Origin of the sequence: Asticcacaulis sp. (assembly GCF_035497195.1) — a bacterium.
Classification (GTDB): domain Bacteria; phylum Pseudomonadota; class Alphaproteobacteria; order Caulobacterales; family Caulobacteraceae; genus Asticcacaulis.
The window spans coordinates 85,414-98,448 of sequence record NZ_DATJDZ010000018.1 but is presented as its reverse complement, the minus strand read 5'-3'; the positions used below and the strand labels follow the sequence as shown (position 1 = coordinate 98,448).

Here is a 13,035-nt window from a genome sequence, read left to right as displayed (position 1 = left end):
ATCCTGTCCTAGCGGGAAAAAGTAATCTTCGAAAGGGATTGCCTTGTCGCCAAAAGAAAATTGCGTTCAGTCGCCGGCCTGATCACCAGCTGCAAGCTCGCGGGGGCGTAGCGCCTGCCAACGTTGCTAAACAGCTAATTTGAACACAGGCGCGGGCTAGAACTACCACGATAATAGAAAGCCCAATCCGTCAACTGCACTTGTATTTTGACACGTTCCATTTAACCTGTATAACAGGTTCGATAAAAACGCGACCGTTTTTTCAAAAATCAGGGATGATAATATCTATGTCGAATCGCACGATTATGGTTGATGCCGCTTTCTCTGGGATCCGCCCGAAAAGACCACGTCATACCATATTGCTGGCTGCTGGATGCGGGGCCGCGCTACTCGCTTTTGCCTGTGGCATTGCAAACGTGCATGCGCAAGACCCTTCCAAGGTGATTGATCTGACATTTGAGGACGGCGCCACACCTGGCGTAACCGGCAACGTGCGATACGCAGCCGGCGTTCAGGGAAACGGTCTCGTTTTCGACGGATATACAACCCGCATTGTGCGCGCAGCGGCCGACACCCCATCGTTAGGTGATAACTTCACTGTGTCCACATGGGTCGCATTTAATACCTATCCTTGGAATGCCTTGCCTCTGATAGATCAGAGTGTCGACAATCAATTAGGTTACTCGCTCAGTGTGGATGCGTTCGGTCATATAACATTCAGCTATGCGTCAAACGGGATTTGGCGCCAATTGACAACCGAGTCCAAATTGCCTTTGAAGCGCCTGTCGATGGTAACGGCGACTTTCGACAGGAAAAGCGTAACCATCTATATCAACGGAAAGGCCGAAGTGACGGCACCCATTCAGGGGCCCTTCGACCAGGCAGATAAGGCTGATATCTATATTGGTCGCGTACGTGAGCCCCAATTACCTTACCCCTCGTGGCTAATTCACCCCCACGATAAAGTCGGCTATTCACTGGACGGCCTGCTTGATAATGTTGAGGTGCTTGACTACGCCGTATCGGCAAAAGAAGAGAAAACGCGTTTCACGTCGGCTAAGGCGCCTGCCGGAGATGTCATCCCCAATTATGCCCTACCCGCAGGTCCTGGCGGGGTGGGGGACTTCGGCGCCTACTATACCTCATTGAAATGGGACCCGGCCTGGGATGGTCTGCGCCGATACGGTCCGGACTCGGATGTTGTGGTTCGTTTCGAACAATCACCGATGCGGCTGGTTTTCTGGCAAGGCACAAACTTCGTCCCGGCTTGGGTAACCGGCAATGGTAAATGGTACACTGATCAATTCACCGAGGCCTGGGCGCCCCCGGGCTGTCTCGAAGGCGGCGACTGTGAACCCATGTCCGATAAACATGCAGATCTCTCCAAGGTCACAATTATGGAATCCACCCCGGCGCGCGTCGTCCTACGCTGGCGATACGCCTTGGTCGAAAGTCGTTACCAAAAAGGCGCGAATGAAGATCCCGACACGGGTTGGTTCGATTGGGCGGAAGAATACTGGTACGTTTATCCCGATGGTGCGGCGATTCGGAAGCAAACCCTTTGGAGTAGTAATCTCGACCACAAGGTGGGCGCCCCCCACGAGTGGCAGGAATCCATTGTAATCAACGGCCCCGGACAAAAGCCGGAGGACAACATAGCCCCGGACGCCCTGACTCTGGCCAATATGGCAGGGGAGACACATACCTACACGTGGCGCCCGAAACCTGACGACAGCTTTGACTACCCACGTGGCCCGGACAAATTGGACCTCCCCGCCGCCGCCAACATTCAGGTCGTTAACCTGAAAGCGGTGGAGAAACCCTTCCAAGTCGTGTTTCCAAAAAACGTATCCTTTAGCACATATAACGGCGAAAAAAGTTATTCGATGTTCGAGTGGTGGAACCATTGGCCGGTCGGTCAACTGGCCTCCAGCGGACGCCCGGCAGTAGCTGCTGATCGGCCGTCGCATAGCTCGTTGTCCCATATTTACTGGGACTCTTACGCGCGTGACGCGTTGACGGAGACGAAACTATTGATGACCGGGATGACGACGAAAGCGGCGACTGCCCTGCTTCCGCTGGCGCGCTCATGGATATCTCCGCCAACCATCTCCGGTCCGTCGACAGTAACCGCAAGTTACGATCCCGCCCAACGCGCCTTTACCATTCAAAGTGAGCCCCCTGTGGTTGGACCTCTCACCTTGCAGCTTGCCGCAAGCGATGCGTCTCCCCTCTTCGATCCCGCCTTTGTTATTGAAGACTGGAAAGGAGCGGCAAAAGTGACTGTCGATGGGCACGATGTCGACGGCTTAAAACTAGGGTACGTGCAGGGGCTGACATCGACGCGGTTGGTGGTCTACCTGCCTATACAAATAACGAAGCCAAGCACAGTGACGATCACCCCTGTCCCCTGAAGGAAAAAAAGCGGGTCTTGCATGTTTCTAATGCCAGGAATGGTCAGGTGGCTCATCTGCCGCCTGATCAAGTCCTATTCGCTCTATGGCGCGCGATTTCAAATTTATGTGGCGACCATTTATCGCTTTTCATCAATCACGTACGCCATAGCTTTAGGTCTATCCGCTGACATAAACGAAACTATTGGCCGTCAGCCGGCCCGACTGCGGATCCGAGGTGAGCATTTGGCTGCGAAGCAATGGAGAGTGAAGCACATGGCTTCGATAGACGATCAAACGATTGAACATCAAATCTACCGACTCGATCATTTCGTACCCGGCCGTATCGGCTCCGACATGTTCCGCCGGGGCGCTCGCAAGATCCATATGGCTCGCCTCCTGGTATGCCTTTAAGCGATTACGATCTACGCCTTCATACCCCGTCGATTTGTGACGAAAAAAGCCCGTACCACCGAAAGGTCCCCGACACAGATAATGGACCAGCGCCAGTCGGAACGGATCGGTAGAATCAAAGTGCGGCACCCTCTGCCCAGCCACAAGATCTGACGGCGGCGCCGTAGCCATGCCAAAGAATCCAAAATAACTCAAAGGCAAGCTAGGCAACCCAAACGCACGTTCAAGAACAGGACGGAGGGAGAGGATGAGGTCTTGACTGTACGATTCCGGCAAGCTGCCGTTAAGCCCGGGATAAACCGTATTTTCCGGTCGAATAAATCGGCCATCGCAAGCTATATCGACAAGGTCTTTCGGCACCTTCAGGACCTCGTCGATGATGAGTAGAGGATTACGCTCGCCGCCGACATGGCGCAGTGACAGCCTGGCCGCTGGATTCAAGCTCAGATCGACCATGCATCACCCGAGGATAGTCGCCTGATAGGCCCGATCAACTTGGGGCGGGCTCGTCAAGGTTTGCGCACCAGCCGTCATTGAGACCGTGTATTCAATCGCCTTTTGCTTCGCTGTGAAAGGCCCGAGTTCAGCGCTATACACACTTCGCCCCTCGTGCCGCGCGCGTACGCGGTTCCATCCCCTGGCACCCTGCACCCGCCAATTCAGACTTATCGCGCTTTCGGCCGGACTGTCAGGCGCCATAATGAACAGACGCATTTTTTCGTTCTGGGTCAGCAAACTCAGCCGGGTAGGAAGAAATAGCCGAGGCGCGGGATTCTGCGCTGGCGCTATCGCGGCCGCGTAGGCCCGGTCCATTTCTGGCAGTTCCCCGGCAAACTCCTGCACAGACAACCGCAACCGTTCGAGCGCCATGCGCACGGCCTTGTTTTGCATGGACGCCAATTGCCCAAGGTCGTTGCGCGTGGAAACAATACTTTGATAATCGAGCAGAGTTTGACGTATCTCAGGTGCGATATGCAGCCACAACGGTACACCTTTTTGCAATACCAGCCTCTTGGCTTCGGGCTCTTTGTCCGCTTCCCTGAGTTCGATTGCTTTTTTGAGCACTGCGTCGAGCTGCCAGGCCTGTTCCGCCGCATCGCAGTACGGAACCATTAAAGCGACAAAGCCTGAAAAGTAACCCAAACGCTCCGTTTCGAGCGGCGTTTCGGCCGTGTCGGCCAACGCCTTGAAGCGCGCGGCCGTATCGCGCTGGATCGGCAGCGCCTTAGCGTCTGGTCGATATTTCCAGTAGACGAATCCCTCCTCATAGTCCGGCGTTAAGCCGTTGACAACCGCGAACCCCTCCTTGTCCCGATCGCCTGTAAAGGTCGAGACAATGGCGCGGCCCGTATCGCAGTCGTTTAACAGCGTGGTCAATTCCGCAACGCGTTTGCCGGATGCCTGGGTGGATGCATAATGCCCATAATGTTCAACCGGAGACAAACCTGGACTCCAGGCCCGGCGAGAAAAGTAGGTCGCCGTTGGATCAACGATCCGGTGCCTCCAGTGAATGCCTAGCATCCCCTGGCAACCGAGCGCACTGGCCTGCTTCATGTCGACCTCGACCTGCGATGCCCGAAACTGCGGAAGCCACATCGAGGGATCATCTTCAAGCCAGGGGATCGGCCAACGTTCGCGGCCCCCGAGGTCACCGAAGGCCTCGTGAACAGGATCCCAACCCAATGAATCGTTGAGCGCCGAAAAGATGATATCTTCTGGTAGGCGCTCGTGCAGAGACTTGAAATTCCGCGTGATACCACCCCACCCGCCCAACACCAGACGTTTCTCCGGGGCATGGCGTTTGAGGAACTCATAGGCTTGCATGAAGGGCGTGACCGACAATGGAATATTGCTGTTGCGGCTGTTCCAGTTGGTCGTTTCGTCCTCCCATAGCCAAACATTATCGACACTGGGATAGCGCTCCAGCAGATCAGCCAGTCGGCGTTCGAGCAGGAGCCGGCCAGTGCGGGATTCTATTAAGCCACCTTTTGCTTTTGCAGCTTCCGGCGGCAATGCGGATGTAATCCCCGGCGGATTTACATAGGGCTCAAACCCGATCCCGGTCTTGATACCCAGGCTTCTGGCGAATTCAAAACCGGACCGGAGCATCGCAGTGGTGCGATCCGCCACTTCCCACATGTCGCGCGATTGAATTTGGGCGTCCGCGCCGAATGTCTCGCCAGCGAAATACTGGGCCGCGCCCTGCTTATATGTGGAAGTACGTTGCGGCAGATACCCCCAGCCCGTTGTCGTGGTGTTTTCCAGTTCGGCTTGATGGCCCGCACCGGCAAAATCAAACGACAAATAGGATTCCACGGGCGCACCGCCGGTATAAACATGCATGCCGAACATATTCATCCGCATGCGAAGCATCGCCGCGAAATAGGCTTTGAAGTCTTCGTCGTTGTAAATGCTGATACAGTTGAGAAAGTCGGGCCAGGGAATCAAACCACGGGTTGCGAATTCCGGCCGCATCTTCCAAGCTGCGCCAAGCGTCGGCAGATTCAGTGTTTGCGGCAAATCTACCGGCACAACCGTGCCATCGATGCCATATAAAATACCCTGCTGTTCCAAGAAGTCAAAAACGCCGTAGAGCAGCGCCTGCTCCTGTCCCCCGCTGATAATGGCTCCATTTTCGGCCGCCGCGATTTCGTAGGCTTCCCCCACAAGGCGGGAATCGAGACGCAAGGTAAGCACCAGGCTACCCTTGGCATTCCCCTCCGATATCTCGTCAGCCAATCGAAGAGAGAGCAAGCCGGCACGAAGCTCCTGGACGGCCAGCCTCGTTTTCGGCGTATCAGGACAGTCCCTGGCAATGGTGATACGGAGCGGACGACTTGTGTATGCGACAACCCGACTACCGACGAGCATTACAGATCCAGCAACGGCTGCGCCCAAGAAGTGCCTACGATTCATCCCTGTCTCCTGAAGCGGTTTTTCCACATCATGACACCTGTAGGACAGGTATTGCAACAGCTATCTTCACGCCAGACGACTAATCTGAGACTTAATTGAAGCCTGCGATGGCAAGAGCTCGAATGGTTTCATCAAAGTGTGCGGACATAGCCGTGCGGGCACCTTCGACATCCTGATCGGCGACGGCCTGAGCAATCGCTTCGTGCACGGAAATCATTTTCATGCGTTCCTGTTCCGATTCACGGCTTTTCCAACCGACAGTCCAATTGTTTCTGGTGACAGCCTCAAAAGACTTGACCATGATTGTAAACATTGGATTTCTCGCGGCCTCGGCGATGGCGGCATGCATCTGCAGGTCGTGCTCCAAAACTAGAGCCGGGTCTTCAAAATTGTCCCGCATGCCAGCCGCACATTGCAGAATCGTTTGCGCTTCACGTTCAGTGCGGCGCACTGCAGCGAGGACAACGGTACGGACCTCAATCGAGCGACGCACATCCAAAACCTGTTGGACGGTGACGTGCCGCGTGTGAACCACGTGGTCGAACAACAGGCCAAAAGTGTCTGAGTCTGGCACCGCGATACGGGCGTTTCGTCCGTTTCCAATATCTAAAATACGCAAGGCAGACAGCGAGCGAAAGGCCTCGCGAACGACAGCGCGCGACACCCCGAAACGCGTGGCCAAAGTGTTCTCGCCGGGGAGCGCATCACCGACGCGTAAATCATCGCTGCGAATCATGGCGATTACCGACCGCACAACTCGATCCACCATGCCTTCGCCCGTCGTACCCACTTCCAGCATATCATCTTTGTCAGCGATCAACTGCGACTCCTATTTACGATAATCGTTAGCTTAATCGCTCGTGGCGGCACATGCAAACGCTGTGATGGAGCGGTGCGATTACCAGCCACCGTCGACATCAAGGACATGGCCACTGATCATGTTCGCGTCATCGCTCACCAGAAAAAGCACGGCTCGCGCGATATCATCGGGAATAATTCGCGTTTTCAGAGACTGTCGCGTCAGCACCCAAGTTTCGTAATCCTCGGCGCGATCTCCAAAAACCCGGGCCTCCGCTTCGGAGGTCACAGCGCCGGGTGCAATCGCATTCACTCGCACGCCAAATGGCCCTAATTCGCGCGCGAGTGATTTTGTTAACCCCAGCATCGCCCCCTTGGAAGCGACATAAGGGACGTAGCCATTCCACTCACCATTCAGAGTAACGGAGCAAAAGTTGATAATGACCCCTCTTTTGTTGGCTTTCATGGCAGGTGCGACCGCTTGTGACAAGGCGAATGGCGCCCCGGCGTTGACACGCATCTGAGCTTCATACTCCGCGACTTTAAACGTCTCGAACGGCTTGTTCACGATCAGCGCTGCGTTGTTGACCAGGATGTCGAAGCCGCCGATTTCGATCGCCAATTCAGCAATCTCTTGCGCGGCATTTTCAACATCCTCAAGGTCTAAGCCGATATAGGCTGCTCGACCGGCCGCACTCTTTTGAAGCTCGGCAACGAAAGTCTCGGCGTCCGGATGATTCGGGCGATCCAGAAGATATAACTGCGCGCCGGCCTCCAAAAAGTGCGTGGCCTGCGCCCGTCCCAAAGAACCTAGCGCCCCAGTTAGAAGGACGTTTCGCCCATGCAATTTCAAACTCGTCATCTCTTTAGGCCCCTCGACTGACACTGGCGCCACTGAGTCGCCGGCTAACTGTGAAGCGACGATCCAAGTCCGGCATAAGCTCCAGTCCGAGGCCAGGCCCTTCAGGCACCGTAATGTGCCCATCCGCCACCACAGGCAAGGCTGTGACCGCTTCAGCATACCAACCGCGCAGATAGGCGCGTACGCTCTCCTGAATTAATGCATTTGGCGCATTCAGGCCGAGATGAGTCGACGCACACAGCACCACAGGCCCGGTGCAGTCGTGAGGCGCGACTGACAATTGCCAGGCTTCGGCCATCGACGCAATCTTCCTCGCTTCCGAAATACCGCCGCACCAGGACAGGTCGAGCATGATAATGCCGGCGGCGTCGAGCATAAGCAGATCACGGAACGCCCCACGCCCGGCGAGGGTTTCGGATGCGCAAAGTGGCGCCGGTGATTGGTCGGCATAAACCTTGAGACTGGCCAGACTATCCATGCGGATAGGGTCTTCGTGCCAATACGTATTGAATGGTGCAAGCGCCTTGGCGATCTTTATCGCGGGGGTCAAACGCCAAAGCGAATGGAACTCGACCATGATATCGATCTTGTCGCCTACCGCTGCCCGAATTGCCTCGAACGGTCGCAAGGCCTGACGCATCTGATCGGCGTCAATGTGTTGTCCATTGCTTTTTTCAGCTGCCAAGTCGAACGGCCAGATCTTCATCGCCGTGATGCCTTCTTCCAGGAGCGACTGGGCCAATTCAGCCGGGCGATGAAGGAAGCTATGAAGGTCGTCAAGCTGATGCAGACTTTCACCGATACCCCAGTTGGCGCTGGTCTGACCTTTGGTTCCGTTCATATAAACGGGGCCGGCACAGGTGTTGTATGTTCGGATACGTCTGCGGGTAAACCCGCCAAGCAACTGTGTGATCGGCTGGTTCATCGCCTTGCCGAATAGATCCCAAAGCGCAATGTCGATAGCAGAATTACCGCGGGTCTCAGCACCAGAAGACCGGATACCCAGGTAGCCAACCAGGTCGCGCGATATGGCGTCAATCGCTAAGGCATCCCTACCGATAAGCTTCGGACCCGCTGTCTCATGGATATAGGCTTCGACGGCTTCGGCTCCGAAAAAAGTTTCTCCCAGACCAATCAGGCCTTCATCGGAGTGGATCTGCACCCACAGGACATTCGGCTGTTCCGCGATCCTAATGGTTTCGATACCGCGAATTATCATTTTACACCTTCACATTGACCTGTAGTACAGGTTTGTCTATAGTTGACTTTGAAATGAAGCAAGAAGAATTTTATGTCGAACCACAGGGTGCACCTCATCAACGCCATCGGCAACATCGTGGGCGAAAGTCCAGTTTGGTGCCAAAAACGACAACGCCTTCAATGGGTTGATATTTGCGGCAAGACGATCCATGCATTCACGCCGACGACTGGCGTTTTTGAAAAGTGGGATACGCCCGACTTAGTGACCGCCATTGGATTGAGGGTAGATGGTGGTGCGGTCGTCGCGCTACGCCGAACTGTCGCCCTGTGGGAGTTTGGCGGCCCTTTTATACATTTGGCGACACCGGAGCCCGACCTGTTGGACAACCGCCTGAATGAAGGCGCGGTTGGCCCGGATGGCGCATTCTGGGTGGGTACCATGCAGAACAATATTGGCCCGAACAACGCGCCTACCGAAATATCGAAGCATTCTGGCGCGTTCCACCGCGTCCAAATGGACGGTCAAGTCGAATCCTTGACACCGGCCGAATTTGGCATTTGCAACACCATGATATGGCCGGATGACCGAACGTTTATCTGTGCTGATACGCTAGAAAACCAGTTGTATCGATATCGCTTTGGAGAGGATGGCCTTGAGACGAAAAAGTCGTTTGCCACTTTCGCCCGCGGCCTGCCGGATGGCTCCGCCCAAGATTTTGATGGCTTCATTTGGAATGCCCGGGTCGGCGGTGGCTGTATCGTTCGGTTCGCACCTGATGGATCGGTCGACCGCATCGTTGACGTCCCGTGCCAATTGCCAACGAGTTGCGCTTTCGGCGGTCCTGATCTGAAAACGCTCTACGTGACCTCAGCCCGTTTCGGCCTACCCGCAGCGCAAGAAAGTCATCCCCGCGAAGGGGCGCTCTACGCCATTACAACCGACATTCCAGGCCTCGCGCCCAATCTATTTGGCATATCGCGCACTAGGACAGGAGTACAACCTTGACCTACCTTCTTTCAACCACCCGGCCAGTGGGAACGACGCCTGTCGATCTTCCTCTTTTGGGATACGGCGCCGGCGCGCTCGGTAATCTCTATCGCGCCATTGGTGATGAAGTGGCTCTTGCTGCCATAGACACCGCGCGTCAGGCCGGCATTACCTACCTCGACACCGCCCCACATTACGGACAAGGTCTTTCTGAACGCCGGATTGGTCTGTCGGATTGGCGCGGCAAGATCTCTACCAAAGTAGGCCGTCGTCTCGAAGCCATCGCCCCGCCGGCGGCTGGCTTTATGCGCCATGGATTTGTGGACGGCGACGCGTTCGAGCCCGTTTTCGATTACACCTATGATGGGGTGATGCGCGCCTTCAAAGATAGCTTGCTGCGCTTGGGACGGGATCGCGTGGACGTGCTTTTGGCGCATGATCTCGGGCGCGAGACACACGGCGCAGATCATGGCCGCCACTTGAGAGATTTTCTTGACGGTGGTTACAAAGCCATGCGGTCACTTAAAGATGGGGGTCTCGTCGGCGCAATTGGCCTCGGGGTGAACGAATGGCAAGTTTGCGCCGACGTTCTGCCCTACACGGATTTAGACGTCTTTCTTCTTGCCGGCCGCTACACCCTCCTGGAACAGACTGCGCTCGATAGCTTTTTGCCAGAATGCCAACGGCGTAACATCAGCATTATTGTCGGAGGTCCCTACAATTCGGGCATCCTAATTGAAGGCATAAAGCCTGGCGGCGTCACCCACTATAATTACGAACCTGCGCCCGCGGACATCATTCGCCGCGTCGCTGGATTACAATCCATTTGCGCCGACCACAGGATACCCCTTGCCGCGGCCGCCCTGCAATTTCCGCTCGCGCATCCCACGGTCACCTGTGTCATTCCCGGCATGGCCTCGTCCGAACAGGTCATCAGCAATGTCGACCTGTTTTCGATGAAAATTCCTTCCAGCCTTTGGTCCGACCTCAAGGCCGCCGGCCTGCTGCACCCTTCTGCTCCCCTTCCCCAAGCCTAATCAGAAAGTACAATCCATGGACACTGTTATTTGTGAAGCCCCCGGCAAGCTGGCTTTAATCGAGCAACCCAAACCCTTGCGTGGCGAGGGAGAGATTCTCCTGCGTATTCGTCGAGTCGGTATCTGCGGCACGGACATGCACATATTCAACGGCACACAACCCTACCTTAGCTATCCCCGCGTCATGGGTCATGAGCTCTCCGGCGAGGTCGCCGAGGCTGCGCCCGGCAGCGATTTCCAGACGGGTGACGTGGTTTATGTCATGCCCTATATTGCTTGCGGCCATTGCCATGCGTGTCAGCGCGGCAAGACGAATTGTTGCATGAATATTCAGGTACTCGGCGTGCATCGCGACGGAGGCCTAACAGAGTTCATCGCTATCCCAGAGGCGTTCGCGTTCAAGTGCGATGGCATCTCCCTCGATGAAGCGGCGATGTTGGAGTTCCTCTCTATCGGACACCACGCCGTCCGCCGGTCAGAGGTTAAGCCGGGAGACCAAGCACTGGTTGTGGGCGTAGGCCCAATTGGTATGGCCGCAGCACTTTTTGCAAAAATTGCGGGTGCTGAAGTCACGGTCGTTGATGGTCGCCAATCTCGTCTGGATTTTTGTCAAAATATTTTGAAGGTTGATCATGCCGTGCCGCTCAGTTCGACAACCCGCGACGAATTGGCCGCAATTACAAATAACAACTTCTTCGATACAACATTTGACGCCACTGGGGCGCCCAAGGCTATGGAAACCGGCTTTGGCTATGTGGCTCACGGCGGAACCTACGTTTTCATATCCGTCGTGGCCGCAGATATCACGTTCAATGACCCGGAATTCCAAAAGCGCGAAACGACTTTGAAAAGCAGCCGAAATGCAACGGTTGAGGATTTCGAGGGCGTTCTCGCGGCTATGAAAGCCGGAAAGGTGCCAAGCGCTGCACTCAATACCCACCGGGCCAAACTTCGGGAGCTCCCCTACACGCTGCCCAAATGGATGGAACCTTCTGCAGGTGTCATCAAGGCGATCGTTGAGTGCTAGAGATCACGATCCGCTAATAAAAAAGGCCAGCAACCGGTAGGAGGCGTCCGGTTGCTGGCCAGCCTGACAAACGATCCTCGGGGGAGAAGAATTGGATCGCTGTCGGAAAGATTACCAGTTCCACATGGTCCCGTCCTGCAAGCGCGCGACGGGCAGCTGCATGGGCTGGTAAGGATATTTCGCCGCCAGGGCCTCATCGATATCGACGCCATGGCCCGGCGTATCGCCGACCTTGAGGTAACCATCATCGAAGCTGTAATCATGCGGGAAAACGTCATCGGTCTCCGGCGTGTGGCGCATATATTCCTGAATGCCGAAATTAGGCACCCAGGTGTCGAAATGCAGCGCTGCGCCCATGCAGACCGGCGACAAATCGGTAGCGCCGTGCGAACCGGTCCGCACCTGGTACATCGAGGCCAGGTCGGCGATGCGGCGCAGGTGGGTGATGCCACCGGCATGGACCACCGTCGTGCGGATATAATCGATCAACTGGTTCTGGATCAGATCCTTGCAGTCCCAAATGGTGTTGAAAATCTCACCAACGGCCAACGGCGTCGTGGTGTTCTGGCGGATCAGCCGGAAGGCTTCCTGGTTTTCGGCGGGCGTCGCGTCTTCCATCCAGAACAGGCGGTAAGGCTCCAGATCCTTGCCCAGTCGCCCCGCCTCGATCGGCGTCAGGCGATGGTGAACGTCGTGCAGCAGTTCAATGCCGAAGCCGTGGACATCGCGCAGTTTCTCGAACAGTTTCGGCGCGAAATTCAGATAGGAACTGGTGTTCCACAGGGTTTCGGTCGGCAGGGTGCCATCGGCGGGCTCGTAATACATGTCGCCGCGGCCAACACCATATGCGCCCTTGACACCGGGAATGCCCGACTGCGCGCGGATCGCCTTGTAGCCCAGACTCATATAGCGCCCGACCTCATCAACCGTATGCTCGATATCGGAACCATTGGCGTGGCCATAAACCAGCACCCCGTCACGCGAGCGGCCGCCGAGCAGTTGATAGAGCGGCATGCCGGCCAGCTTGGCCTTGATGTCCCACAGGGCGGTATCGACCGCTGCTATCGCCGACATGGTGATCGGCCCGCGCCGCCAGTAGGCGCCGCGATACAGAAACTGCCAGATATCCTCGATGCGCTGAGCGTCCTTGCCGATCAGGTTGGGGATGACGTGATCTTCGAGATAGGACACGACCGAAAGCTCGCGGCCATTGAGGGTGGCGTCACCGATACCGTAGACGCCCTGATCGGTCTCGATCTTCAGGGTGACGAAATTGCGCCCCGGCGAGGTGACGATGACGCGGGCTGAGCGAATGATTGCCGCGCCGGCGTGGATGTGATCGCCCAGAGCCGGAGATATTTTTCTGTCTATTGCTGACATAGGTTCCTCAAATAAATAAT

At 55.9% G+C, this 13,035-nt stretch carries 10 protein-coding genes; 4 read left to right on the top strand and 6 right to left on the bottom strand.

What is annotated here, in order from left to right; all coding sequences use genetic code 11:
* Positions 1-287: 287 nt before the first annotated feature.
* The gene (locus VL130_RS10550) at positions 288-2,414 is read left to right on the top strand and encodes a LamG domain-containing protein (RefSeq protein WP_325362846.1); all 2,127 of its coding nucleotides are present in this window, start codon (positions 288-290) and stop codon (positions 2,412-2,414) included.
* A 159-nt stretch (positions 2,415-2,573) separates the two neighbouring features.
* On the opposite strand, the gene VL130_RS10545 is transcribed toward VL130_RS10550, so the two are convergent.
* From VL130_RS10545 to VL130_RS10525, 5 genes are all read right to left on the bottom strand, one after another.
* Complete coding sequence (locus VL130_RS10545) at positions 2,574-3,263, bottom strand: DUF6445 family protein (protein ID WP_325362845.1); 690 nt, start codon at positions 3,261-3,263, stop codon at positions 2,574-2,576.
* Positions 3,264-3,266: 3 nt separating this feature from the next.
* Entirely contained in the window at positions 3,267-5,750 is a 2,484-nt protein-coding gene (locus tag VL130_RS10540; RefSeq protein WP_325362844.1) for a hypothetical protein, read from the bottom strand.
* A 64-nt stretch (positions 5,751-5,814) separates the two neighbouring features.
* The gene (locus tag VL130_RS10535; RefSeq protein ID WP_325362843.1) at positions 5,815-6,543 is read right to left on the bottom strand and encodes a FadR/GntR family transcriptional regulator; all 729 of its coding nucleotides are present in this window, start codon (positions 6,541-6,543) and stop codon (positions 5,815-5,817) included.
* Between the two features lie 78 nt (positions 6,544-6,621).
* The gene (locus tag VL130_RS10530) at positions 6,622-7,383 is read right to left on the bottom strand and encodes an SDR family oxidoreductase (protein WP_325362842.1); all 762 of its coding nucleotides are present in this window, start codon (positions 7,381-7,383) and stop codon (positions 6,622-6,624) included.
* Between the two features lie 4 nt (positions 7,384-7,387).
* Positions 7,388-8,602, bottom strand: a complete 1,215-nt coding sequence (locus VL130_RS10525; protein ID WP_325362841.1) for a mandelate racemase/muconate lactonizing enzyme family protein — start codon at positions 8,600-8,602, stop codon at positions 7,388-7,390.
* Between the two features lie 72 nt (positions 8,603-8,674).
* Between VL130_RS10525 and VL130_RS10520 the strand changes: the two genes are divergently transcribed.
* Genes VL130_RS10520 through VL130_RS10510 form a run of 3 tightly spaced genes read left to right on the top strand, consistent with a single transcriptional unit; the run spans position 8,675 to position 11,635 of the window.
* On the top strand, positions 8,675-9,589 hold the full coding sequence (locus VL130_RS10520) for an SMP-30/gluconolactonase/LRE family protein (RefSeq protein WP_325362840.1): 915 nt from the start codon (positions 8,675-8,677) through the stop codon (positions 9,587-9,589).
* On the top strand, positions 9,586-10,608 hold the full coding sequence (locus tag VL130_RS10515; RefSeq protein WP_325362839.1) for an aldo/keto reductase: 1,023 nt from the start codon (positions 9,586-9,588) through the stop codon (positions 10,606-10,608). Before VL130_RS10520 ends, VL130_RS10515 begins: the two co-directional genes overlap by 4 nt.
* A 16-nt stretch (positions 10,609-10,624) precedes the next feature.
* The gene (locus VL130_RS10510) at positions 10,625-11,635 is read left to right on the top strand and encodes a zinc-binding alcohol dehydrogenase family protein (RefSeq protein ID WP_325362838.1); all 1,011 of its coding nucleotides are present in this window, start codon (positions 10,625-10,627) and stop codon (positions 11,633-11,635) included.
* A 111-nt stretch (positions 11,636-11,746) separates the two neighbouring features.
* Here VL130_RS10510 and manD read toward each other — a convergent pair whose 3' ends face one another.
* Positions 11,747-13,015, bottom strand: coding sequence for a D-mannonate dehydratase ManD (manD, locus tag VL130_RS10505; RefSeq protein ID WP_325362837.1), 1,269 nt, complete (start codon positions 13,013-13,015; stop codon positions 11,747-11,749).
* Positions 13,016-13,035 lie beyond the last annotated feature (20 nt).